18 protein-coding genes and 1 pseudogene are annotated in these 23,656 nt (G+C 71.0%); 8 read left to right on the forward strand and 11 right to left on the reverse strand.

All coding sequences use genetic code 11. The features are described 5' to 3' along the window. Positions 1-334: 334 nt before the first annotated feature. Together KV381_RS34920 and KV381_RS34925 are read right to left on the reverse strand one after the other, a co-directional pair. Positions 335-1,327 carry a DsbA family protein gene (locus KV381_RS34920; RefSeq protein ID WP_103537821.1) on the reverse strand — a complete coding sequence of 331 codons (993 nt, stop codon included), beginning with the start codon at positions 1,325-1,327 and terminating at the stop codon, positions 335-337. Further along, positions 1,324-1,761 (reverse strand): Rrf2 family transcriptional regulator, encoded by a 438-nt coding sequence (locus KV381_RS34925; RefSeq protein WP_103537828.1) that lies wholly within the window; start codon positions 1,759-1,761, stop codon positions 1,324-1,326. The genes KV381_RS34920 and KV381_RS34925 overlap by 4 nt, the downstream gene beginning before the upstream one ends. Before the next feature lie 151 nt (positions 1,762-1,912). Between KV381_RS34925 and KV381_RS34930 the strand changes: the two genes are divergently transcribed. Both KV381_RS34930 and KV381_RS34935 read left to right on the forward strand, forming a co-directional pair. Next, the gene (locus KV381_RS34930; protein ID WP_030084865.1) at positions 1,913-2,434 is read left to right on the forward strand and encodes a cupin domain-containing protein; all 522 of its coding nucleotides are present in this window, start codon (positions 1,913-1,915) and stop codon (positions 2,432-2,434) included. 297 nt (positions 2,435-2,731) lie between these two features. Continuing rightward, on the forward strand, positions 2,732-3,622 hold the full coding sequence (locus KV381_RS34935; protein ID WP_086778482.1) for a S1 family peptidase: 891 nt from the start codon (positions 2,732-2,734) through the stop codon (positions 3,620-3,622). 321 nt (positions 3,623-3,943) lie between these two features. Here the strand turns inward: KV381_RS34935 and KV381_RS34940 are convergent, their stop codons facing one another. Then, positions 3,944-7,078, reverse strand: coding sequence for a discoidin domain-containing protein (locus KV381_RS34940; protein ID WP_218787061.1), 3,135 nt, complete (start codon positions 7,076-7,078; stop codon positions 3,944-3,946). A gap of 192 nt (positions 7,079-7,270) precedes the next feature. Here KV381_RS34940 and KV381_RS34945 point away from each other — a divergent pair, with 192 nt between their 5' ends. Continuing rightward, entirely contained in the window at positions 7,271-7,972 is a 702-nt protein-coding gene (locus tag KV381_RS34945; protein WP_218787062.1) for an aspartate/glutamate racemase family protein, read from the forward strand. Between the two features lie 170 nt (positions 7,973-8,142). On the opposite strand, the gene KV381_RS34950 is transcribed toward KV381_RS34945, so the two are convergent. Next, positions 8,143-8,982 (reverse strand): LysR family transcriptional regulator, encoded by an 840-nt coding sequence (locus tag KV381_RS34950; protein ID WP_218787063.1) that lies wholly within the window; start codon positions 8,980-8,982, stop codon positions 8,143-8,145. A gap of 92 nt (positions 8,983-9,074) precedes the next feature. Here KV381_RS34950 and KV381_RS34955 point away from each other — a divergent pair, with 92 nt between their 5' ends. Continuing rightward, the gene (locus KV381_RS34955; protein ID WP_193463587.1) at positions 9,075-9,812 is read left to right on the forward strand and encodes an SDR family oxidoreductase; all 738 of its coding nucleotides are present in this window, start codon (positions 9,075-9,077) and stop codon (positions 9,810-9,812) included. A gap of 64 nt (positions 9,813-9,876) precedes the next feature. On the opposite strand, the gene KV381_RS34960 is transcribed toward KV381_RS34955, so the two are convergent. Both KV381_RS34960 and KV381_RS34965 read right to left on the reverse strand, forming a co-directional pair. Then, positions 9,877-10,836, reverse strand: a complete 960-nt coding sequence (locus KV381_RS34960) for a glycoside hydrolase family 43 protein (RefSeq protein ID WP_030632411.1) — start codon at positions 10,834-10,836, stop codon at positions 9,877-9,879. A gap of 351 nt (positions 10,837-11,187) precedes the next feature. Further along, the gene (locus KV381_RS34965) at positions 11,188-11,544 is read right to left on the reverse strand and encodes a helix-turn-helix domain-containing protein (RefSeq protein ID WP_030632408.1); all 357 of its coding nucleotides are present in this window, start codon (positions 11,542-11,544) and stop codon (positions 11,188-11,190) included. Positions 11,545-11,679: 135 nt separating this feature from the next. On the opposite strand from KV381_RS34965, the gene KV381_RS34970 reads away from it, so the two are divergent. Both KV381_RS34970 and KV381_RS34975 read left to right on the forward strand, forming a co-directional pair. Next, positions 11,680-12,711 (forward strand): zinc-binding alcohol dehydrogenase family protein, encoded by a 1,032-nt coding sequence (locus KV381_RS34970; protein ID WP_030632405.1) that lies wholly within the window; start codon positions 11,680-11,682, stop codon positions 12,709-12,711. 352 nt (positions 12,712-13,063) lie between these two features. Continuing rightward, positions 13,064-13,879, forward strand: a complete 816-nt coding sequence (locus KV381_RS34975; RefSeq protein ID WP_218787064.1) for a hypothetical protein — start codon at positions 13,064-13,066, stop codon at positions 13,877-13,879. Between the two features lie 142 nt (positions 13,880-14,021). Here KV381_RS34975 and KV381_RS34980 read toward each other — a convergent pair whose 3' ends face one another. Further along, positions 14,022-14,771 carry an IS5/IS1182 family transposase gene (locus KV381_RS34980; protein WP_030084845.1) on the reverse strand — a complete coding sequence of 250 codons (750 nt, stop codon included), beginning with the start codon at positions 14,769-14,771 and terminating at the stop codon, positions 14,022-14,024. 128 nt (positions 14,772-14,899) lie between these two features. Here KV381_RS34980 and KV381_RS34985 point away from each other — a divergent pair, with 128 nt between their 5' ends. Then, the gene (locus tag KV381_RS34985; protein ID WP_030084843.1) at positions 14,900-16,051 is read left to right on the forward strand and encodes a hypothetical protein; all 1,152 of its coding nucleotides are present in this window, start codon (positions 14,900-14,902) and stop codon (positions 16,049-16,051) included. Between the two features lie 336 nt (positions 16,052-16,387). On the opposite strand, the gene KV381_RS34990 is transcribed toward KV381_RS34985, so the two are convergent. Then, on the reverse strand, positions 16,388-16,564 hold the full coding sequence (locus tag KV381_RS34990; protein ID WP_218787065.1) for a hypothetical protein: 177 nt from the start codon (positions 16,562-16,564) through the stop codon (positions 16,388-16,390). Between the two features lie 449 nt (positions 16,565-17,013). On the opposite strand from KV381_RS34990, the gene KV381_RS34995 reads away from it, so the two are divergent. After that, on the forward strand, positions 17,014-17,874 hold the full coding sequence (locus tag KV381_RS34995; protein ID WP_158688314.1) for a hypothetical protein: 861 nt from the start codon (positions 17,014-17,016) through the stop codon (positions 17,872-17,874). A 222-nt stretch (positions 17,875-18,096) separates the two neighbouring features. Here the strand turns inward: KV381_RS34995 and KV381_RS35000 are convergent. The 3 genes and pseudogenes from KV381_RS35000 to KV381_RS35010 all read right to left on the reverse strand — a co-directional run. Then, positions 18,097-18,498 (reverse strand): annotated as a pseudogene (locus tag KV381_RS35000) (Ku protein); the annotation flags it as partial. Between the two features lie 326 nt (positions 18,499-18,824). Continuing rightward, positions 18,825-19,844 (reverse strand): helix-hairpin-helix domain-containing protein, encoded by a 1,020-nt coding sequence (locus tag KV381_RS35005; protein ID WP_218787066.1) that lies wholly within the window; start codon positions 19,842-19,844, stop codon positions 18,825-18,827. Next, on the reverse strand, positions 19,841-23,296 hold the full coding sequence (locus KV381_RS35010) for a DNA polymerase III subunit alpha (protein WP_218787067.1): 3,456 nt from the start codon (positions 23,294-23,296) through the stop codon (positions 19,841-19,843). Before KV381_RS35010 ends, KV381_RS35005 begins: the two co-directional genes overlap by 4 nt. Between the last annotated feature and the right edge of the window lie 360 nt (positions 23,297-23,656).

The following is a 23,656-nucleotide window of genomic DNA, read 5'->3' on the forward strand; positions in this document are numbered from 1 at the left end:
CCGCCGGCGTCGACGGGGACACGGGGGGACGCACGGATGCGGCGGGGAAGGTCGTCGAGGGTGCGCGACGGGAGGGTGCCAGGAGGGCGGTCGGACCGTTCGGCGCGGCGACGCGCAGCGATGGTGCTGCGGTCGGCGGTCGGGGAACGGCTGCGGGCCGCCGGTGGCGGTCGGTCAGCGACAGAGGGCGCTGGAGGTGCGCCGCAGGTCCACGTAGCGGCACATCACGCCGGGGTGCGTCGTGAGCATGCGGCACATCCTGGCGGCAGCCGGCACCGGATGTCAATGGACACCTTTTGGTGTCTCATTCGGTGGAACGGTGCTGGGCCGCAGCTCAGCGCGGTGCGGAGCCGTCCGGGCCTACGGCGGGGTGCAGTTGGGCCTCGTGGGGGTGCAGCCACAGCGGCCCCTGCCCGGTGTCCACGCGCACCGCGCCCGGCGGCGGCCAGACGCCCTCGGCGAGCACCAGCCGCTCCGGGTCGGTCAGGCTTCGGTAGCGCTCCAGCGCCCCGGCCGGGTCGAGCGGTGGGGCCGTGCGGAGCAGCCCCGGGGCGAGCGCGTCGACAGCGCCGGCGTACGCCTCGAAGGGCCGCCAGCCGGGCACCGCGCGATGGCCGGCCGGGGTGCGGAACAGCAGGGTCGGCAGGGCGTAACGGATTTCGCCGCCGGGGGTCTCCTTGGCGGTGCCCGGATGCGGCGACTCCGAGCGGACGGAGAGCACCTCGGGGACGGGGCGGCGTGCCTCCGCCCGGTCGGCGCGCACCTGTTGCCGTACGCCGGAGGAGGCGGCGTCCCGGGCGAGCCGGTCGGCGTCCAGGCCCGGCACCCCCTGGACGCACCGGAGCGCGAGGGCTGGGGTGTCCGCCGGTTCGCCGAGCACGAAGACGCTCTCCCGCAGACGGCGGAGCACGCCGTCGGCGACCTCCGGACCCTGGAGTTCGGCGGCCTTGGCCGCGAGCGAGGAGGGCCAGGAGCTGGCCGCGACCCGGCTCAGGGTGTGCGCGCGCGGAGCCAGGGTGTGGGTGCCGATGTCCGCCAAGTGCCGTGCGTACCAAGCGGTTTCGGCAGCCGGGTCGGGCGGCGGGTCATCGTCGTCGTCGAAGAGGATGGCGTACGCCCGCCGCCAGTGGACCCGTCCGGCGAGCGAGGCGCGGAGCCTGCGGAAGACGGGCTCGGAGCCCCAGGCCCACGGGCAGAGCGGATCGGTGTACTCCACGACCTCCAGCAGCGGCGGCGGATCCTCTCCGGGCGCGGTCCTCCGCGCGGACGGCGGCCGGGACGTCGCGCCTCCCGCTGCCGCGGGCGTCCGCTCCGGTGCGTCCGTCATGCGGCGCCGGCCTTGGAGTGCTGGTCCTGTGGGGTGGCCGCGGGCAGCAGCGTGGCGAGCGTGAGACCGCCCAGGACCGCGGCCGCGCCCGCCTCGATCTGCCTCCACACGTCGGGCAGGGGCGCGGCGGGGCCCGGGTAGCCGAGCGCGTCGAGCGGCTCGCCGCGCAAGGTGAGCACGTCGCCGTCGATCGCGCGCACCACGTCGAGCAGGGTGACCTCGTCGGCGGGTCTGCCGAGCCAGTAGCCGCCCTCGCAGCCGCGCTGACTTCGGACGAGCCCGGCCCTGCGCAACTCGCCTACCACGGACTTCAGGAACCGGAAGGGAATCTCCTGCGAGGAGGCGATGGCTTCGCAGGTGAGCGGACGGCCAGGTTCACGGGCGAGCTCCAGGAGGGCCCGCGTGGCGTAGTCCGCTTTCGCGGAGATATGCATGCCGCTCATCATGCACGAAGGGGCGCGCGGAGGCTCGGACTCCGCCGGTTCCCGCTTTGTGCGGCGGCGCATGTGTCAGCAACATTGCCGCAGATGAACCGCAAAGGACACCTCTTGACATCCTTTTCGGCGCCCCTCTAGCGTCCCGGCCATGAGCGAGCCCCTGACCACCGCCGGAGAAGGCTTCCACCCGCATCTGCACACCACCGGGGAAGACCGTCCGGCAGCACCGCTGCACACCCGCCTGCACCACATCCGCGCGGACGCGCTGGACGGCGACACGGCCCAGACCGGGGGCATGCGCCGGTTCGCGGCGATCAGCGGGAAGACCACGGGCTCCGAGAAGCTGTGGATGGGGCAGACCCATGTGGCGCCCTCGACCTCCTCATCGGACCACCACCACGGCGCGTCCGAGACGGCCATCCATGTCGTCAGCGGCCACCCGGAGTTCGTGTTCCTGGACGACTCGGGCGACGAGCCCGAAGAGGTACGGCTGCGCACCGGCCCCGGTGACTACATCTTCGTGCCGCCCTTCGTGCCGCACCGCGAGGAGAACCCCGACCCGTCCGAGGAGGCCGTGGTCGTCATCGCCCGGTCGACCCAGGAGGCGATCGTCGTGAACCTCCCGGGCCTGTACGCGCTTCCGGCGTCGGAAGCCGGGCGGGACGCCTGACCGGAGGAGCGCTTGGCCGGACGCCGCGCCTCGGGGGCTGGAAGATGCCTCGCCGATCGTTTTCCGTCATCCCGCTGCCGTGGCAGGGCTCCAATGCGCCCATTTGACGGTGTCTGGATCTCGCCGGATGGCCGATTGTCAGCCAGCCCCACCCTCGGGGGTCTTGTGCCGGGGTGCAGGTCTCACCAGCATGGAAACAACGTTGTCAGGGACATGGCGGCTCCGTCGCCTTCCTGGTGACGTGTCATGGGCGTCCACCCAACGCCCCGAGTTCCCCCCACGATCTGGAGGACTACAGTGCGACTCTCTCACCCCCACGGCCTCTCGAGACGAGCACGACTCATCGCCGGGGCGACCGGCCTCGCCGCCGCCGCGGCGCTCGCCATCCCCGCCGCCACCGCATCCGCCCAGCCGGCCCCGAAGACGTTCAGCGCCACCGAGCTCAGCCGGACGGCTGACTCCGTGCGTACCGCCGACGTCGGCGGCACCGCTTGGTACGTCGATTCCGCGTCGGGCAAGGTCGTCGTCACCGTCGACAGCACGGTCAGCAAGGCCGAGATCGCCAAGATCGAGAACGAGGCCGGTGTGAACGCCGACGCCCTCGTGGTCAAGCACACCCCCGGTAAGTTCTCCAAGCTCATCGCGGGCGGCGAGGCCATCACCACCGGCGGAGCCCGGTGCTCCCTGGGCTTCAACGTGCAGGACGGCGCGGGCACCAAGTTCGCCCTGACCGCCGGCCACTGCACCAACATCGGCAGCTCGTGGTCGATCGGCACCACCACCGGGTCCAGCTTCCCCGGCAACGACTACGGCATCATCCGGCACTCCAACCCCGGCGCGGCCGACGGCCGTGTCTACCTCTACAACGGCGGCTACCAGGAGATCACCAGCGCCGGGAACCCCTCGGTCGGCCAGTCCGTCCAGCGCAGCGGCAGCACCACCGGCCTGCACGGTGGTTCGGTCACCGGACTCAACGCCACCGTCAACTACGGTGCCGACGGCATCGTCTCCGGTCTGATCCAGACCAATGTCTGCGCCGAGCCCGGCGACAGCGGCGGCGCGCTCTTCTCCGGGAGCACCGCTCTCGGCCTCACCTCCGGCGGCAGCGGCAACTGCTCCTCCGGCGGCACCACGTTCTTCCAGCCCGTCACCGAGGCACTGAGCGCCTACGGTGTGAGCATCATCTGATCCCGCGCCCACCAGGGTCATGAGCCATCGGCCCTGTCGACTGTCCCCGCCCGGTTCGCCGGCGGGGACAGTCTTCGTTCCGGAGACCCCCAGGCCATCCGGCACGATCCACGGTGACGGCGGCCGCGAGGGCTCGGCCGCCCCGCCAGGTCCGCCGTGCGCGGACCTGGCGGGCAAAGACCCGAGTACGCCCAGTACATGAGGACGAGGGTGAGGGCCCGGGGCTGCGCAGCGACCCGGCCCACCCTCACCGCCACGCGGGGCGACGTGCGGGCGGCGCCGGTCCGCCCACGCGATCAGCGTGCCGGTGGGCCCGGTCCGTCAGCGGACCGACAGCCGCACGAGACCACCGCGCCCCTCCGGGGTGCCCGACACCCGCAGCGCCACATAACGCGGGGAGCCCGACGCCCGCAGACTCCGGACCGGGCCGCGACCGGTCGGTGAGCCCGCCCGACGGTAGCGGATCCCGTCGTCGCTGAACTCCACGGACAGGCCCGGAACCCGCCCGGCCGACCACTCGGCCTCCACCCGGCCCACCGCGCGCCGCGCCCCGAGGTCCACCACCAGGCGGCCGTCGCGTCCCGGCCGCCACACCGTGTCCGGGTCACCGTCGACGGCCGCCGACGGCTCCGACATCCCCGTCGGCAGCGGCGCGTTCGGGAAGACGGCCCGGCCCAGTGCGAGGTCCGTCGTCGGATACGGCTGCGCCCCGCGCACCGTGACCTCCGTACCCCGGCCCGGCCGCACCACCGCCACCGTGCTGTGCCCCTGTGCCTCGACCCGCACCCGGCAGACCGGCCCGGTCAGGCGCACCGTCGCGGCGTCCACGACCTCCACCCGCAGCCCGTTCGGCAGCGACCGCCCCGACAGCGGGACCAGCGTGAACCGGGGCGGCAGCAGCAGCGCCGAGGCCGCCTCCAGCCGCGCCTCGTACCGCAGCCCGTCCCGGGTCACCAGCTGCTCGCCCTCGTAGACCTCCCGGCGGCGGCCCTCCTGCACCAGGGCGACCGGGGTGCGCACCGCCAGGTCCGACAGGTTGAACAGGCTCAGGTGCCCGTCCGTCACCGCCGCCCGCACCTTCTCGTCCCCGGCCGCGGGCACCGGCCGGCGGGCGAGTTCGCGCAGGCCGGCGGCGGACACCCCGCAGTGGCCCTCCACGAGCAGCGGGCCCGTACCGCCGCCCTCCGCCAGGACGACCGTGTCCCCGTACACCACCAGCGGACCCCGCCCGCCGCGTACGACCAGACCCGCGCGGCCGTCCACGTCCAGCCAGCCGCCCTCGCTGCGCAGCGCCGGCACGGGCCCGCTCGCCAGGTCCGTCCACCGCTCGCCGTCGTCCGAGCCCTGCACCAGATAGCTCCGGCCCGCCGCGCTCTCCCAGCGCAGGGTGACCCGGTCCAGGGCGCGGGGCTCCCCGAGGTCCACGGCGAGCCAGCTGTCGCGGCGCGGCCGGTCCGCGGTGGAGACCGCCCAGCGGGTCGTGCCGTCCCCGTCCACGGCCAGCTCCGGCCCCCTGCCCGGCGTGTACGAGGACGCGGTGGCCCGCCCGCCGCGTGCGAGGTCGGGCCCGTCCGACCCGTTTCGGGCCTCCACGGCGAACAGCGAGTAGCCGTACGCCGGATCGGGTGTCACGCCCTGGACCCGCAGGTGCCGGACCGTCGTACGGTCGAAGGACAGCTCGTCGACCCGGCCCGTCGAGCCGCCGGAGGAGTCCCGGGACGGGACCGTGGCCGACCCCTCGGCGAAGCGGTAGGTCCGCCTGCCGTCCAGCCCCGCCACGCCCGGCATGGTGAGGTTGTGCACCTCCAGCCGGCCGCCCGCGGTGTCCGGTCCTTCGGCCGCGTGGACGACCGCGCCGGTGGGCAGCGTGGTGAAGCCCGCGAAGCCGTCCTTCAGCCGCAGCAGCGTCGCGCTCCCGTCGAAGCCGTCGCGCAGCCGGGTGTGCGTGCGCACCGAGCGGCCGGTGACCTCCACGGCGGTCGAGGGCAGGAACATCGGCGTGGCGCCGCTGATCCGGAACAACCAGTCGTCGTGGCCCGGCTGCCACGCGAACTTCACGAACTTCGGCTTGGACACCGCGCCCGCCCAGGCGGCGGGGGACTGGTGCGAGACCAGCCCGGGCCCCTCCCCGAAGTCCGTCACCCCGGAGGCGTACGCGAACAGCTCCCGCTGCGACAGCGGCACGACGGGCCGGCCCGCCCCGGGCCACACGTGCAGCAGGTAGCTGATGGCCAGTTCGGCGCGGGCCTCCGGCTCGTACTTCGGCTCACCGGAGAACTTCGCCAGCCGGTGCTCCGGCGGATACGCCTGGTACGCCTCCAGCCGCGCCGCGAGCTCGACCTCGGCGCGGGCCGCCGCCCGGTCGCCCATCACGCGGGACAGGAACGCCAGCGGGATGACATCCCGGCCGTAGAGGTGCTCGCGGTCGTTCACCATCGGCATCAGCGGCTCACCCGCGTCCGACATCACCCCCAGCAGGGTCCGCCACAGCGGCCCGGCGTTCGGCTGCCGGGTCAGGACCTCCGGCAGCTGCTCACCGGCGGCCAGGAAGTGCGCCGCGTTGCGCCCCGAGGTCCGCCACAGCTCCGCCTGGTAGTGCGGGCCGAAGGAGCCGTGGTTCTCGACGACGAACGTGTCGTAGACGTTCCGTGCGGTGTTCCGGGCCACCGGAACACCGTCCACGCGGGCCGGGTTGGCCAGGTCGGCCTCCGGCAGCCCGGCCTCGTTGCGCGACCAGGCGCCGTAGTCGGCCGCCCACGCGGGCCGGCGGCGGTCGTCCGGGGCCCAGGCCAGTGCGGGGGCCAGTGCCTGGGCGTAGATGCCCATCTCCTCCAGCTTGGTGTCACCGACGTGGCCGCCCGTCAGCCCGTTCGGCGTCCAGGACCCGGAGGCAGGGTCGTCGCCGGTGCCCAGGGCATGCGTGTACGCGGCCTGCTCCCGGACGATGGTGTCCACCAGGGAGCGGGTCCGCGCGTCCAGTTCGTCCCAGAGCAGCCGGGCGGCCAGCACGAAGTACGACTGGAACGTGGTGTCGAAGAACAGCGTGCGGCCCCACTGGGTGCCGCCGGTCAGCCGGTTGGAGGCGGCGAAGTGCCGCAGCGTCGCCAGCGTCCGCCGCTTGAGCGTGTCCCGGTCCACCCCCGCCAGCTCGGCGTCGTAGCTGCCACGTGTCAGCAGCACGGCGTGGCCGAGGACCACCGCGAACCCGAAGAACTTGTCCGTATAGATGCCCCGGGCCTCGTCCCACTGCGTCTCGGACCAGCGGGTGTGGCGCAGCAGCACCCGGTAGTACGTGGCGGCGACATCGTCCTCCGCGCCGCTCCCGCCGGTCCCGGCGAGCGGGGACGCGGCAGCCGACGGCGAACCCGCGCCCAACTGCAGTGCGGTCACGGCTCCGGACGCGCCGAGGATCTGGAGCAGCCGACGGCGGCCGAGGGGAAGGGAGGTCGGGCCCACGGTGGTTCTCCTCTGGGGTGCTCGCGGCGGTCGTCGGACGGCTGAGCAGGACAGCCGGACGACGCATCCGCGATGGACAACGTTGTCAAAGGGTTGAGGGCCACCCTTGGTCGCCCCGGTATGTTCCGTCAAGGGAAAACGCACGATTGAACGTGACGATGACGGAACGACGGACCGAGGAGAGACGCGGCAGTGAGGACGATCGGGCTCATCGGAGGCATGAGCTGGGAGTCGACGGCGGAGTACTACCGGCTGATCAACGAGTACACCCGGGACCGGCTGGGCGGGCTGCACTCGGCGCGGTGCGTGCTCTACTCGGTCGACTTCGCCGAGATCGAGCGGCTCCAGACGGAGGGGCGCTGGGAGGAGGCCGGCGAGGTTCTGGCCGACGCGGCCCGCGCGGTGCAGAGCGCCGGGGCCGACATGGTGCTGATCTGCACCAACACCATGCACAAGGTGGCCGACGCGGTGGCGTCGGCCGTCTCGGTGCCGCTGGTCCACCTCGCCGACGCCACGGCGGACGCGGTCCACGCGGCGGGGGTGCGGAAGGTGGGTCTGCTCGGCACGGCGTTCACGATGGAGCAGGACTTCTACCGGGGCCGGCTGCGGGACCGGGGGCTGGACGTACGCGTCCCGGACGCGGCGGGCCGGGCCCTCGTGCACGAGGTGATCTACGGCGAACTGTGCCTGGGCGAGGTGCGTGCCGAGTCCCGCGAGGCGTACCGGAAGATCATCCGGGCTCTGGTGGCGGACGGGGCGGAGGGCGTGATCCTCGGCTGCACGGAGATCGAACTGCTCATCGGCCCCGAGGACAGCCCGGTGCCGGTCTTCCCCACGGCCCGGCTGCACGCCCTGGCGGCGGTGGACGCGGCACTGTACGGGGGCGCCGAGTAGAGGCCTCCCGGATCGGGCCCGGCTGGGCATGTTCAGATTCGGCGCCGAGGCCCCTCCCGTACGAAGTCCGCATCGCACAGCACCGGCTGGAGGTACGGGAGTTCACGGTCGGGATGCGACAGCCTCTGCTCGGGTGGCGGCAGCTCCTTCCGCGACGGAACACGGAGGGATCAGGGTGAGGCCGCCACCCGGACGAGATCGGCCACCGGCCGCGACCGGCTCTCCGGCAGCCAGGCGAGCACGGTCGTCACGGGCGGCGCGTCCGTCACCGGCACGGCGACCAGGTCCTGCCGCAGGTCGACGGCGGCCGATGCGGGCAGCACCACGGTGGCCCGGCCGAGGGCGATCAGCTGGAAGAGCTGGGTCAGGTTCCGCACCGCGACTCCGGGGCCTTCGGGGCAGCTGCCGTCCGGGCCGGGCCAGCGGGCCGGGGGAGGGCCGGGCGTGGCCGTCACCTCGGCCTGCCGCACCGCCGTCCGGTCGGCCAACGGGTGGTCGCCGGGCAGGACCGCGACCTGCCCTTCGGTGAGCAGCGCCTCCGTGTCGAGTCCGGTGACGGCGTCGAACGGCAGGTGCAGCAGTGCCACGTCCGCACGCCCCGAGCACAACAGCGTCCGCTGCTCGTGCGCCTCGCACAGCAGCAGATCGACCGCGCACGCGCCGGGGTGCGCGGCGTACGCGTCGAGCACCTTGGCCAGCAGCTCACCCGCCGTACCGGTCTTGACGGCGAGGGCAATACGCGGCTGCCGTTCGGCCGCTTCCCGGGTACGGCGTTCGGCGGCCTCCGCCGCCGCGAGGATCGCACGCGCCTCCGTCAGGAGCACCGCTCCCGCATCGGTGAGCCGGACCACGCGGCTGGACCGCTCCAGCAGCACCACCCCGAGCCGTCTCTCCAGGCCGGCGAGCGCACGGGACAGCGCCGGCTGGGCGATCCCCAGCCGCTCGGCCGCTCTGCCGAAGTGCAGTTCCTCCGCGACCGCGACGAAGTACCGCAGCTCACGCATCTCCATGGCGGCACCGTAACCCGCCCGGACCACGACCGATGCCGCGAAGGCATCGCTGCCAGGCTCGTACGGTGTTGGTCCCCGGCGCCCGGCCGCCGATGCTGGCGGACATGAGCGAACAGACGATCGCGCTGGTCACCGGCGCGAACAAGGGAATCGGATACGAGATCGCGGCGGGCCTCGGCGCGCTCGGCTGGAGCGTCGGCATCGGCGCCAGGGACCGGGAGCGCGGCGCGCAGGCCGTCGCGGCGCTGTGCGCGAGAGGGATCGACGCCTTCGCTGTCCCGCTGGACGTCACCGACGACGCCGGCGTGAGCGCCGCCGCCCGGCTCATGGAGGAGCGCGCGGGCCGGCTCGACGTACTCGTCAACAACGCCGGCGCGGCGGGCGGTTGGCCCGACGAGCCGACGTCGCTCGACCCCGCCGCACTCCTGCGACTGATCGACACCAACGTCGTCGGGGTCATCCGGGTCACCAACGCGATGCTGCCCCTGCTGCACCGCTCCGCGCATCCGCGGATCGTCAACCAGTCCAGCCACGTCGGCTCCCTGACCCTGCAGACCGACCCCGAGACCGATCTCGGAGGGATCAGCGGGGGCTACGCGCCGACGAAGACCTTCCTGAACGCGGTCACCGTCCAGTACGCCGCAGAGCTGCGCTCCACCCCGATCCTGGTGAACAACGCCTGCCCCGGCTATGTGGCCACCGACCTGAACGGCTTCAGCGGGACCCGCACCGCCGAGGAAGGGGCACGGGTCGCGATCAGGCTCGCGACCCTCCCCGACGACGGGCCGACCGGGGGCCTCTTCGACGACGACGGCCCCGTGCCCTGGTGAGCTCACCTTCGTGACGCTGGTCGGACGCCGCTCGGTGACGGTGGTCCGACGCCGCCCCGCTCCTCTACTCGAAGAACTTCAGGCTGTGGCCCACGTCGGTCGTGCTCCCGGGAACGTTGGCGCGCCGGTAGGTGGTGTTGCTCCACCAGACCGCCGTGCCGGAGTACCAGTAGCGGTTGGACCAGGAGTACGGGGTGCCCTTGGCGACCGCGTGGTAGAGGGTGGGGAAGCGGTTTCCGGACGGCGGAGCGGCGTTGACGTCGCCCCGGGGCAGGATGAACGAGTGGTGGCCCGGTCCGTTGACGTTCACGGTCGGGGTCCAGCCGGACATCATGGACGGCGCGTGCGAGCCGAAGAGGCAGCCGTTGCTCTTGTACCAGTCCCAGACGTACGTGGGGTCGCCGCCCGCCCGCAGCCGCAGGTCGGCGATGCAGTACTTGTCGCTCCAGCTGCCGTTCGCGGAGTAGACGACGTGCAGTCGCCCGGAAGGGTCGACGACCGGCTGGGGCGCCTCGTTGATGTACGGGTTGCCCACGACCCGCTCCCAGGGCTCGCGCGGCTGCGAGATGACGTACCGGCCGCCGGTGGCCGCGGTGGGGCCGCTCATCCGGGCGATGTAGAGGTTCTGCTCGACGTTGGTGTCGCCGGACCAGCCCGACCACACGAACCAGCGCTGCCCGTTGTAGGTGAAGGGCGCCCCGTCGATGGCCCACTTGTCACCGGGCAGGGACACCTTGACGGCCGCCGAGTATCCGGACGTCGGATCGGCGGAGCCGATGTGGTACATCCGGTGGGCCGCGCCGCGGCCTGCGGCGAAGTAGATCCGGTACTGGCCGTCGTGGTGCACGATCTCCGGCGCCCATACCTCGCCCAGACCGGCGCTGTCCCGCCACACCTGGTGCTTGGGGGCGGTGGCCACGGCCTCCGGGGTGGCGGCTGTGCGCACGGCGATCCCGCCGTCCACGGCCTTGGCCGAGACGTACAGGTCACCCACCTTGATGACGGTCGGGTCCGCCCCGCCCACCAGGGAACGGCCCAGCGTGGAAGGCTGATCAGCCACGGTCGCCGCCGCCGTCTTCGCCGAGTCCTTGTCCGTCTCCTGGGCGCGCCGGGCGGTGGCCCGGTCGTCAGGCTGGGCGGCGGTGGCGGCCTGCCCGAGCGCGAGGAGGCCGACGAGCCCCAGCGGGACGGCGCCGGTGAGCCAACGGGCAGAGCGCATCAGATCTCCTCGTGTGCATGACATGAATGAGAGCGCTCTCAACGGTTCCGTCGACGGAGAGTCCTGTCAAGGGAAGGGGCGGAGATTAATGCGTATTAACGCCGGCGTCCCGCCGCTGCCGCCGCGTCGGAGGTCCTGTGGTGGAAGGCGCGCGGACTAAGCGATCTCGTCGATATGGTCTTCCACCCAGATCCGCAGTTGCCCCAGCGGCTGTGCCACGCTGCGGCCCAGGTCGGTGAGCTCGTACTCGACATGGAGCGGCACGGCCGGATAGATGGTCCTGTCGACAAAGCCCCTCTCCTCCAGTCGGCGGAGCGTGGCGGTGAGGACCTTGGAGCTGATGCCTTCCAGTCGGCGCTGCAGGGCGCCGAACCGCTGCGGACCCTCCTCCATCGCGCCGATCGCGAGGGCCGACCACTTGTTGGCCAGCAGGTCGAGCACGTCACGGCACGGGCACTGGGCCGCATAGACGTCGTGATGGTCGTGGCGTTCGGTTGCGCAGGTCGTCACCATGTGGCTGGGGTTCCTTCCGCCGCTCACCAGGTTACTTCCCTTTGGGAAGTAGGCTCCCTTGAAGGTTACTACCTCCTCGGAGTTACGTTGCCGGGGTGGCGGGAATCCGCTGGTACCGAGTGAGGAGTACGACCCATGGCCGAGATCCCCAGCACCATGCCTGCCGTCGCCTACCGCAAGAGCCTGCCCGTGGGCGATGCGGAGAGCCTCGTGGATGTCACGCTGCCGGTGCCGCGGCCCGGCCCCCGCGACCTGCTGGTGCGGGTCGAGGCGATCGCGGTCAACCCGGTGGACCACAAGGTGAGGACGAACAGCGACCCGGGTGGCGAGCCCAAGGTCCTGGGCTGGGACGCCGCCGGCGTCGTTGTCGCCGTCGGTGACGCGGTGACGGAGTTCGAGACGGGTGACGAGGTCTTCTACGCCGGAGCCATCGACAGGCCCGGCGCCAACGCCCGCTTCCACGCCGTGGACGAGCGCATCGTCGCCCGCAAGCCCACGACTCTCTCCTTCACGGAGGCGGCGGCCCTTCCCTTGACATCGCTCACGGCCTGGGAAGGGCTGTTCGAGCGCCTCGGGCTGCATGACGGCGCCCTGAAGAACTCCGGCACGCTGCTGGTGACCGCGGCCGCGGGCGGCGTGGGAGCGATGGTCGCCCAGCTGGCGCGAGCACTGACCAGCCTCACGGTGATCGGCACCGCCTCGCGTCCGGAGACGGCCCGGTTCGCCCGCCGTATGGGAGTGGCGCACGTGGTCGATCACCACAAGCCCCTGAGCCCTCAGGTGGCAGCGGTCGCCCCTGACGGTGTGGACTTCGTCTTCAGCACCGCGGGTACCGACGTGAACCTGCCCGCCTATGCGGACGTGCTCAAGCCCATGGGGCAGATCGTCGCGATCGACGACTTCGGCCCCATCGAGATCGGGCTGCTGAAGTCCAAGAGCATCTCCTTCCACTGGGAGCTCATGTTCACGCGTTCGCTGCACCAGACCCCGGATCAGGCCGTTCAGCAGCACATCCTGAGCCAGATCGCCCGCCTGGTCGACGCCGGTGTCCTCACCACCACGGCCACGGTCGACCTCGGCACGATCAACGCGGAGAACCTGCGCGAGGCTCACCGTGTCCTGGAGTCGGGCAAGGCGATCGGCAAGATCACCCTGACCGGCTTCTGACCCACCGGGCTTCCGACCCTGAACGGAAGGCGCCTGACCGGCAGAAGCCCGGGCCAGGCGCCTTCCGCGTGCTCCTAGAAGAAGCCCAGCTTCTTCGGCGCGTACGACACCAGAAGATTCTTCGTCTGCTGGTGGTACACGCCTCGCGTGGCCGCATGCCAGCGGAAACGGTCATGATCCGGCCAAGCGGCAGGTGGCTGGTCCGCATATGGCCCGGATCTTGGCCAGCCTCGTCCCTAGCCCCGAAAAGCGACCGCCATGCAGAACCTTCGCACCGAAGGACGTCAGCCGCTCAGCCCCGCCTCCTTATGGCCACGATGAACCGCGAGTTGTGCTCCTTATGCCCCCCGCGGTGCCCCGGAGCCCGCACGGCCCGCACGCCGTCACCACGCCGCAGGTTAAGGCCTCCGAGAAGGCCCTGCACTACCCCCGTCGCACGGGGAGCCGAACGGACTGGCTGACCGAGACCGACGTCGCTACTGCCTACCGTCGCCGCTTCACCGAGGTCGCGGACCGCGGACAGTGTCTGCTCGACGTAGAGAAGGAAGCTCTCGCCGGGCTCCCGGCGAGCAACATGCCGAAACTCCTGGTCACCATGACGCCCGAAGTCCCCGGCGACATGCCCATTAACCACAAGTCCTTCGAACGGCCCCGGCGCGACATCATCCAGGGACTCCTCTTCGAGCGCGTCCGGATCGGGTCCCGTCGCCTCATCGCGACGTCGTACGAGCGGACCATGAACTATCAGCACTGCGAGCTGCACCGGGATGGGTCCGGTGCCTGGATCTCCGGAATCCCCGTACAAACGGTGATGTCCGAAGGGACCGAGTTCAACTACGCTGATATCAACGTCGTGGTCGACGAGCTGCAGAACATGCTGGAGCTCTTGGCCGCTCATGCCCGGGACCGGGCCGGCGTCTCCGGAACGATGCTGGTCAAGGCTGCGCTGTGCGAGGCTCCCCACCGGCACCTCCTTGGTCCAGGACGCCCGCACCTCAACCCGATGCTGACCTTCCGCATCGACGCGGACGCAGAAGCCGCAGCCCTCGTCGACGACCTCGCTGACGGAGGCACCGAGCTGGTGCAGCAGACCCGTTCGACGACGCAGGCAACTCGTACGAGATCCGTGCGTGCCATGACTGTCTGCCGTGGCCCGCAGAGGTCGTGATGGTTGCCGGCGAAGTCCTCATCAGGGAGTGGCGTGCCATCGGAGGCTCGCAATTCCAGGAGCTCATCCGGACCGAGACGGAAAGTTCATCACCCAAGCCAGAGCCCGTCCCCGATGGGTGATGATGGTGCAGTGAGCGTTTTCAGCGTTGCCTCTCCAGGGTGAGGACGGCTTTGGTGATGACGGTCATGCGGTTGGGGCTGATGCGGGATCTGCGGAAGATCTGCCAGGACTTCAGCCGTGCCATGCCGCGTTCAACTGGTGCCCGGGCTGCGGCCAGAGCCCGGTTAACGGTGCGCTGGGTGAGGGTCAGTTCGCCGTGGGGTGGTCGTTTGAGTCCGGTGGTGACCCAGGGGCCGGCGCCCTGGTATGCGCGGTCGGCGAGGACCGGGACGCCCTGACGCTCGCAGGTCTGGATGATGCGATGGGTGCGGGCCGCGGTCAGATCGTGGGTGCGGCCGGGCAGCGCGGGCGAGATCCACAGGATCTCGCCGGCGGGGTCGGTGACGACCTGGACGTTCACGCCGTGCCGGCGGTGCTTGGCCGAGTAGTCGGCCCGGCTGTCGCCGACGCGGTCGCACTCGGCGAGGGTCCCGTCCAGGAGGACGAAGTCCGGGTCGTGCTCGCGCAGAGTCTTGAGCAGGCCCGGCGCCCGGTCGGCGAGCAGGCCGGTGACGGCGGTGACGTATGCGTGGGCGGTGCCGACGGATATCCCGAAGCCGGCCGCGATCCGGGTGAGTGTGTCGTGGCGGCGCAGGTACACCAGAGCGACGAGCGCACGCTGGTGGGGCGGGAGCTTGCACCTGCGGTCACCCTCGCGGGTGACGATGAGCATGGTGACCCACTCGACCAGGGTATGCGGGAGGTCGAGTGCGGCAGGATGGGGAACCAACGAGGCTCCTGTGCCGGTGGGTTGAGACTTCGAACACCTCCCCCAACGGCACGGGAGCCTTGTGCGCTGCGGCCCTCACCTCGGGCTCGCCGCCGTCACCCGATCGGTGGCCACGCTGAAAGAGCTCAGTGAGTCTGGACCTGAGCAACTACGAACTCCTCTGGCCCGCAGAGCTGCTCGCGTCCGAAGGCGAGCGCATCCTTCGTGCCTCGGATCGGACCTCGGGCTCCTCATGGGTCGACCGAGCTACCTGGCTCATCACCGAGGCCCTGGCTGGCACTACTGCAGTCGCGGACTTCGAGGAGCTACCAGACCTCGATGCGACTACGGACGACCCCTGGTCGTCCACCCCTCCTGGCTGGGTCAGCCGGGCCGGGATGGGCAAACGGGAGTGGTTCACCGGACTAATCAACCGGGCGGGCGAGCTCCGTCATGCGGCAGCCCCCCGGCCCTACTGGCCGCAGCGCCGCAGCAACGGGCTATCGCATGACGGCAGGACTCCACGGGACACACGGCGTGACTTCGTACGGATCGTCGGTGAGTTCGAAGGCAAGGGCTACCTGGTGGAGGTGTTCGGCGAGGAATGCGTCGACGATCACGGCGAGCTACCCGACGCTTCCGAGGTGATCGACAGGCGCCTGGGCATCTCCGATCTGTGGCCGCTGGCGCCGGAAACGTGGGACGAAGACACCTTCTACGGGCTGATCGAGGTGTTCCATGACCTGGTGAGCCGCCCCCGCGTACGGCACCCCCACTCCTTCGGCGGCTGCGGATGGCATCACTCGGAGTTCCACCATGGTCCGGCACGCGTCCTGTACCGGTGGAAGGTCAACCAGCTGCTGCGCGAAGCTGGCATCGAGTACGAACTTGCTGCCGACGGCGAGGACCTCGGACGCCTGGTCGCCGTCACCGACGACGCCCGAAGCCATCTGGTGCAGCGCGCCCTCAACGACAGTCCACCCAACACCACCGCTGGCGTTCGCCACGCAATCGCGCTTTTCCGAGGACGCGACGCATCGGCCGAGAGCAAGAGATCGGCGATCTTCAACCTCGCCCGCATCCTTGAGGAGCGTCGTGCTCTGATCAAGGAACGCCTCGGGAAAGACGAAGGCGCACTGTTCGAGATCGCAAACCGCTTTGACCTGCGCCACTGCCGGGCCGATCAGCGCGGTGAGTACGATGAAGCCTTCCTCGACTGGATCTTCTGGTGGTACCTCGCCACCGTAGAGCTGACCAACCAACTCATCGCGTCGCGGAACCCGCCAACACGGCACGTGTAGCAGCCATGACCTCCTGGAAGCGCTGCGGAGAACCTCATGCCGATCTTCGTTTCTGGTGGCAGGAGGACTGCTGAGCGAGCGCCTGTGACAAGTCGGATGCCTCGTTTGTGACAACCATGCTGCTTCGACCGGCCCATGCACCAGTTCAGCAGGTCTTCCGGCCACCGGCATCACTACATCCTGGCCCGCACCCTGGCATGCCCGACCGCAACGACACCCCGGAGGGGGCAGGTCTCCGGCCTCGCAACTGCCGGGCATCGCCCTCCTTCGGAATGGCCCTCCAGCGCCCAGGCCTGCCAGGTGTCCTGCTGTGCCGTGAACACGGCGAGGAAGAGCTCAGCTCTTGTGCTTAGTGCGGTACTGGTCACGTCGTTCCTTGCGTGCTGCGCGGAGCGCGGCACGTTCCTGCGGCTGGACGTAGACCACCATCACCGCTTCCTCGATCAGCAGCGCTACGTCCGCCACCTCTCCAGCAGAGAAGGAGAGCCCGTCGTGCGGGCTCCAATTGCCCAACGTCCGGGCTTCGTGCAGATCGGCGACGATCTCAGGGGAAACGCCCTCATCCTGGAAACCGTCGCCGCAGACCCGTGGGGCTTCCGGCAGTGGAATACGGAGGACCCTCGAGGGCGAGGACGTCCGCTACGCGTCCGTCGGCCAGTTCTCACTTACCTAGTGGATTAACCGGCCGCTGCCCCGCTGACGGTGCTGAACATCGTCTGGCTCGGATAGCCATCTGCTGACAACACCACGGCCGTATCCATCCGGAGTGACCGTCGTCCCGCCTTCGTAGGGAGCGCCCTCCGGCCATTCGTCATGCAGCGCATCCGGAGGCCAGGACCCTCCCAGCGGGCGCCCTGGCGGGCCTGGGCGGCGGCGTCGGCCAGCCGCTCGGACCCCCGTTCCGCCGCGGCCTGGTGGTAATGCCTGTGCACGAGACTGCCGGGGCGGTCATGATGTCGGGCATGAGCGAGACTGTGGCTGACGAATGGTCACCAGCCGACAATCCTTATGCCATAGCCGTTTCTGAGGCGCAGTGGTGGCAGCGCACGGCCACCCTGGCGGTCCGGCGGATCCGCGCCGACGACGATGACAACGGTGACCCCTTCTTCGACTCCCGGCAGATTGACGCGCGGCAGCTGTGCGTTGCTCTGCGGCAGTTGCTGATGGCGGAGAAGTTGGAGCAGATCGCCCTGGCCGATCTCGGCATCGATCCGGCGGTAGGGCAGGCCCTGGGTGAGGCGCGCGAGCGGTTCGAAGCCGCCCTGCCCGGCATCAAGCACATGCGCGATGGCCTCATCCACTTCGAGGACTGGTCCCGAGGGAAGGGCATCGGCCCGCAGCAGAAGCGGATCAAGGCTGGCGGCACGGCCCGTGACGTGGCCCGGCACTTCTGGAGCTTCGCCTACGACCCCCGGGCCGACACCGTCACCATGGGCCCCTACCGGATCGACGTCGGCGCAGTCGAGGAAGCCGCTGGCGAACTGGCGTTCGCGATCTACCTGGCCGCACATGAGGTCGACAAGCGGAACACCGCCCGGATGCGCGCCACGGTCGCCCAAGCTCTCACCGCCGCTCGGATTCCCTGCGGCCGGGAAGAGGCCGTGCGCGTCTCAGCCGGCGACGACGGCCGGGTTTGGCTCTCCTTCACCCCTGGGGTTCTCCCGGGAGAGCCCGAGCGCCAGGCCCTGGCCGAACGCGTCATCGCAACGCTGACCACCAGCTCGCTCCGGCTCTCCGGGGCAACGACCCTCCAGCCTGCAGAGGCGGTAAGCAGCCTGGTCGGCGGACAATTCCTGCGAGTTGAACCCGATCCCACAGCCTGATCCCACGAAGGTCAGGGTACGAAAGCGCATCGGGGACACTTACCAACCGCCTCGGGGACGCTCGGCACCGAGCTGAACCTCGCGCCGGCTTTCGGGACAGTCCGGCAGGTCCACGCTGGCCTCTGATCGTGTTACGTCAACCCTCCAAGGTCCCAAAGGCCTCGCGCATCAGCTCGTGGATGGTTGCCGGCTTGTCAACCAGGGAGTCGAAGAGGGCCCGCGCGCCTTCCGCAAGTTGGTGCGCAGGAGGGTGTAGGGCTTGGCGGCGACCTGCCCGTCGGCGGCCAGGTAGTAGGAGTCGCTGATGCGGACCGGGTCGATCGTGTCCGCGTCGACGAACGCGGCGATCTCGATCGCTTTCGCCGTCGGCAGCGGCATCTGCTCCAGTTCCTCGTCCGTCACCGGGACCGTCTGGTCCTTCGCGATCTCGTAGCCCTTGCCGATCTCATCCTGGGACACGACCTCGCCGTCGATCTCGCAGACCTTCCGCGTCCGGACTCGGCCCATGTCCGCCAGGTGCACCCGGTGAAAATGGACGTCGTGGTCCTCAGTCGCGGAGACGATCTTGACGGGAATCGTGACCAGCCCGAAGCTGATCGCACCGGCCCACAGCGGCCTCGGCATACCTACCTCCACTTCCCCCTCAGCGGTGTCGAGCGACGGAGTGAACCGGAGCGCCGGGGCGGAGCGTGCCCCGGGCCGCAGCCCGCACCTTCGATCCTCGCGCCGCGCCGGACAGCTCGCATCTCCACCGCGCGCCGTGTCCGGGATGCGGCCGGCAGGCGCCGCCGCTGCTGCTGGGACGAATGCGCGCCGCGTTGTACGCACGCCCGGCCGACGGGCTTCCTGCTGGTGAAGAGCAGCAGACCCAGTGCCGCAGGTCGTCCGCATCCGGTTGGCCGACACGCAGCTGGAGGGGCATGGTGCGGGCCTTTGGCGTAACGGTCGCCCTACGTAGTCCAGGAGAAGGTTGACGCGGCCCCGGTGATGCCGGGGCCGTAGCGATTTGCGGCCTTGTCCAGTGCTGTTTCGAGCCGGTGAAGTTTGTCGTCGTGGCCGTCGAGGGCGAGCTGGCGGACCGTGTCCTCGGCGGGCCGGAGGCGTTCGGCTCGTACGGCGAGGGCGCGGACGCGGGCGCGCTGGAGGCCGAGCCCGGTAAGGAGTTCGAGGGCGGTGGTGGCCAGCGCGGGGGTATGTGCGGTGGGTTCGGTGAGGGTTCGGGTGCGGGTGGTCTGGGTGCGGTCGGCGTAGGTGACGGTGAGCGTGAGCGCCTGGGCGATCTCGGCGCTCGTACGCAGTTTCCGGCCGAGCTCCTGGACGAGTCCGAGGACCGCGCGGTGGTGCCGGTCGGGGTCGAGTTCGTCGCGTTCGAAGCGGTGGCTGGTGCTCACGGTCCTGGGGGCGGCGCCGGGGACGACCGGCCGCTCGTCGATGCCGTGCGCCCGGTCGTGGGCCTGGCGGGCCGCCGTGGTTCCGAGGATGCGCTGAAGGGTGGGGAGCTGGGTGTCGGCGATGTCGCCGACGGTGGTGATGCCGTAGCGGGCGAGGGTCCGGGCAGTCTTCGGCCCGATGCCGGGCAGCGCGGATGCCGGTCTGGTGCGGAGGAACGCGCTGACCTCGTACGGGTCGTCGCGGACCACGGTGGCCGCGCCGGGCGGGGTGGCGTCGGCGGCCATGGCCGCGATGGAGCGGGTGGGCCCGGCACCGGCCGAGCACTGCACGCCGTGGAGAGCGAGCAGGCGTAGGCGCAGCACGGCGACCAGGCCCTCGGCGTCGCGGTCCCAGTACGTCAGGGCGCCGGTGAGGTCGGCGTAGGCGGACCAGTCGGCGGGCAGGGGTTCGACGCGGGAGCTGATGCCGTCGACGACCGTGAGCAGCTGCCCGTACAGCTCCTCGTTCCGTTCGGCGGGGTGGAAGTGGATCCGCAGGATCGCGCGCGACCGTCGTGGGGGAGCGGGTTTCGCGGTCATCCGGCGCTCCCTGGGCTCTTGTGCCCGAAGCGGGTGAGGTCGGCCGACCGGGTTCCGGCGGGCTGGAGGTCGCTCCACGGGTGGAGGCGGGCGCCCGCGGTGCCGTCGGGGATCGTCCGCCCGGGCGCGGGTGCGGGCTGGGCGGGTGTCGGGGAGGGGGCCTGGCCGAGGAGGTCGAGGACGGCCTGCGGTCCGTGGGTCGCGCGGGCGGCGGCGAGTTCGTCGAGGTCCCAGGCCATTTCGCCGACGACGGTGCGTCGGGGGCCGCGGGCTTCGACGGTGCCGCGGACCAGGAGCAGCCCGTGGTGGAAGACGGTGTGCGCGCACCGTTCGTGGGAGTCCTCGAAGAAGGCGAGGTCGACGAGTCCGCTGCCGTCTTCGAGAGTGACGAAGATGATGCGCTTGCCCGAGGCGATGGGCGGGGTCTGGGTGGATGCGCGGACGCCGGCGACCAGGACGCGCTGACCGGGGTGCATCGCCCGCAGGTGCTTCGCGTCCGTCGCGCCGATCTCGCGGAGCAGCCGGTGGTGGTCCTCCATGAGGTGCCGGGAGACGTCGATCTTGAGGACGCCGAGTTCGGCGTCGAGGCGTTCGCGGGCGGTCATTTCCCGCAGCCCGGACGATCCGGCGGCTTGCGGCGTGGTGGTGAGCGGCAGCTGCCCGGCCCCTGGGCGGGTGCGGGTCTGGCGGTGGAGTTCGGTCGCCTGCAGCATCAGGTCTCGCCGGGATGCCTCGCCCTTGAGCTGGTCGAGGGCGCCGATGCTGATGAGGCGCTCGACGGTGGGGAGCTTGGGGTGGGCGCGGGCGTAGAAGTCCTGCAGAGAGGTGTAGGGCCGGCCCTCGGCGATCCGGGCGACTTCGTCGTCGGAGATGCCGTGGACCGTGGACAGGGAGATCCGCACACCCCACCCCGATCCGGTCCGCTCGACCGCGTACTGCGCCTTCGAGGCGTTGATGTCGACGGGCAGCACGGGGACGTCGTGGCGGCGGGCGTCGGCGACGATGACGCGGGCCGGCCACATGCCAGGGTCGTGCTCCAGCAGCCCCGCGTACAGGGCGGCGGGGTGGTGGGCCTTGAGCCAGGCGGACTGGAGCGCGGGCACGGCGAACGCGACGGCGTGCGCGCGGCAGAACCCGTACGCGCCGAACGAGGCGACGACGTCCCAGACCTCGTCCAGCACCGCTGGGCTGTACCCGCGGGCTCCGGCCTGCCGCCGGAACCACGCCTCGACCTTCGGCAGCCGCTCCTTGTCGCTGAGGGCGCGGCGGGCGACTTCGCCGAGGGCGCGGTCGCAGCCGGTCATGACGGCGAGGATGTCGATGATCTGCTCGTGCCAGATCGTCACCCCGTAGGTGTCGCGCAGGACCGGCTCCAGGTCCGGGTGCGGGTATGCGGGTGCGGCGCCGTGCCGGGCGGCGATGTATAGGGCGGGCATCCCGCCCTGGACCGGCCCTGGGCGGAAGAGCGAGATGTCCGCGATGACGTCCTGTGGGCCGCGGGGCTGGAGCCGGCCGACCAGGTCCTGCTGGCCGGGCGACTCCAGCTGGAACATCCCCACCGTGTCCGAGGCCTGGATGAGCGCGAACGCGAACCTGTCGTCCAGGGGCACGTGGTCGGGGTTGTCGAGGTCGATCGCCCGGCCGGTGGTGCGGCGGATCTCGGTGACGGCGTGCGCCATCGCCGACTGCATCCGCACCCCCAGGACATCGAGCTTGAGCAGGCCCAGGTCCTCGACGTCCTCCTTGTCGGCCTGGAGCATCGGGTACTCGCCACCGGGGGTGGGCTGGACGGGCAGCCGGTCCAGGAGGCTGGTGTTGGAGAGGATCACGCCGCACGGATGCATCGCGATCCCGCGCGGCAGCGCGTCCAGGCTCTCGGCTAGCTCCCACAAGGGCCCGTACCGGCCGGCCTCCGCCGCGAGCTCCCGCAGCTCCGGCAGCTCGGAGAGGGCGGAACGGATGTCGCACGCCCGGATGTGCGGGAACGACTTCGCGATCCGGTCCACCGCGGCCGGGGCGATCCCGAGCGCGAGGCCGGTGTCCCGCAGGGCGTGCCGGGCCCGGTAGGTCTCGGGCATCCCCGTGACCGCGACCCGCTCCCGCCCGAACCGGTCGATGATCCGGTCGTACACCTCCAGTCGGCGCGCGGACTCCACGTCGATGTCGATGTCCGGCAGCGACGAGCGCCGCTCGGACAGAAACCGCTCGAAGAGCAGGTTGTGCTCCAGCGGGTTCGCCGTGGCCACGAAAAGCGAGTGGTTGACCATGGAGCCGGCGCCGGAGCCGCGGGCGGCGACCCGGATGCCCATGTCCCGTACGTCGGCGACGACCTGGGCCACGGCGAGGAAGTACGGCTCGTAGTGGAGCCGGCCGATGACGCCGAGCTCGTAGTCGAGCTGGTCCATCGAACGGCGGTCCCGGTCGAGGCCGCGGGCGGCCATGCCGCTCTCGCACCGCTGCCGCAGCAGCCGCATCGCCCCACCCGGGCCCGCCTCCGCGCCGACCACGGACGGCTCGGGGAAGTGCGGGACACCGAGCCCCAGGTCCCTCACCGGGTCGACCTCGCACGCCTCCGCGACGGCCGCGGTGTCGGCGATCAGCCGCACAGCCCGCGCCCGGTCGCTTCCGGCGGCGGCCGCCACCCGCTCGGCGATCTCGCTCATCGTCGCCCCGTCCTTGACCCAGCGCTCTCCGCAGTCCAGCCGCCGCCGGTCCACCGGCCGTAGCAACCGGGCCGCGTCCAGGACGTCCGCGACCCGGTGCTGGGACCGGTCCGCGTACCGTACGGCGTTGGTCAGCACCGCGGTGATCCCGAGGCGGTCGGCGAGCGCCAGGGTGTGCGCGGCCAGGCGGACCGACCCCGGGCCTGTGCCGGACAGGCCCCAGCACACGATCTCCAGCCGCAGCCCGCCACCGACGGCCTCCCGCCACGGTGCGAGGAGCTGCTCGGCGATGTCCGGGCGGCCACCGGCGAGCGCCCGCAGCGGCTCCGAGACCGGGCCGAGCAGCACCATCAGCCCTTCGCCGGCGTACCGGCCGAGCACCTCCCACGAAGCCGCCGGTGGTGCATCGGCGGCGAAGGCCTCGGCATGCACGGCGGACACCATCCGGCACAGCCGCGCCCACCCGGCCGCGTCCCGGGCCAGGAACGTCGCCCGGAACGCCGCCTCCGCTACGTGCGCACCGCCGCGCACTGGGGTTCGGCGGCGGACCTTTGCGGCTGACGGCGCATGGGGGGCGATGCCGAGATCGACGCCAAACAACGGCTTCACGCCGGCGGCCGTGGCGGCCTTCGCGAAACGCACCGTGCCGGTGACCATGTCGCGGTCGGTCAGCGCCAGCGCCCCGATCCCGCGCTCGGACGCCCGCGCGACGAGGTCATGCGGATGCGAGGCACCGTAGCGGGCCGAAAAGCCACTGCTGACATGCAAGTGAGGAACGCTTCCTCGCATGACAACCTCCGCCTAGAAACCCCCAAATCGTGATCAAACGACCTAGCCACACTCGACTGTATCGAACATTAATTCGAACACGCGAGTTCGAGTCACTCCAATTTCAGCCAGCAGCCCTTGTGTGACTGAGCGTCGTAGTTGGCCCGTCCGGCCGGATACACGCTCAGTACTCGATGGAGCCCGTTGACGCCGTCCCGTACGGTCGGCCCGTGATGATCAAAACGGGCGACACCCGTAGTCTCGGCGTCCCAGCCTCCGAGGCACGGTTGAACTTCGATAGCGAAGGTTGACCGTTCTCCGGGCTCGGCTTACGAGTGGCAGGTTTGAGCGGCAAGGCATCGGTCAGGCGGGAGGAGGCTC

Source organism: Streptomyces sp. WY228, assembly GCF_019287315.1.
GTDB classification, from domain to species: Bacteria; Actinomycetota; Actinomycetes; order Streptomycetales; family Streptomycetaceae; genus Streptomyces; species Streptomyces caviscabies.

Excerpts from the sequence above, each read along its gene's own strand:
- KV381_RS34995 (WP_158688314.1), top strand. The coding sequence starts at position 17,014 with ATGAGCGAGACTGTGGCTGACGAATGGTCACCAGCCGACAATCCTTAT.
- KV381_RS35005 (WP_218787066.1), bottom strand. The coding sequence starts at position 19,844 with ATGACCGCGAAACCCGCTCCCCCACGACGGTCGCGCGCGATCCTGCGG.
- KV381_RS34920 (WP_103537821.1), bottom strand. The coding sequence starts at position 1,327 with ATGACGGACGCACCGGAGCGGACGCCCGCGGCAGCGGGAGGCGCGACG.
- KV381_RS34930 (WP_030084865.1), top strand. The coding sequence starts at position 1,913 with ATGAGCGAGCCCCTGACCACCGCCGGAGAAGGCTTCCACCCGCATCTG.
- KV381_RS34970 (WP_030632405.1), top strand. The coding sequence starts at position 11,680 with ATGGCCGAGATCCCCAGCACCATGCCTGCCGTCGCCTACCGCAAGAGC.
- KV381_RS34925 (WP_103537828.1), bottom strand. The coding sequence starts at position 1,761 with ATGCATATCTCCGCGAAAGCGGACTACGCCACGCGGGCCCTCCTGGAG.
- KV381_RS34955 (WP_193463587.1), top strand. The coding sequence starts at position 9,075 with ATGCTGGCGGACATGAGCGAACAGACGATCGCGCTGGTCACCGGCGCG.
- KV381_RS34950 (WP_218787063.1), bottom strand. The coding sequence starts at position 8,982 with ATGGAGATGCGTGAGCTGCGGTACTTCGTCGCGGTCGCGGAGGAACTG.
- KV381_RS35010 (WP_218787067.1), bottom strand. The coding sequence starts at position 23,296 with ATGCGAGGAAGCGTTCCTCACTTGCATGTCAGCAGTGGCTTTTCGGCC.
- KV381_RS34965 (WP_030632408.1), bottom strand. The coding sequence starts at position 11,544 with ATGGTGACGACCTGCGCAACCGAACGCCACGACCATCACGACGTCTAT.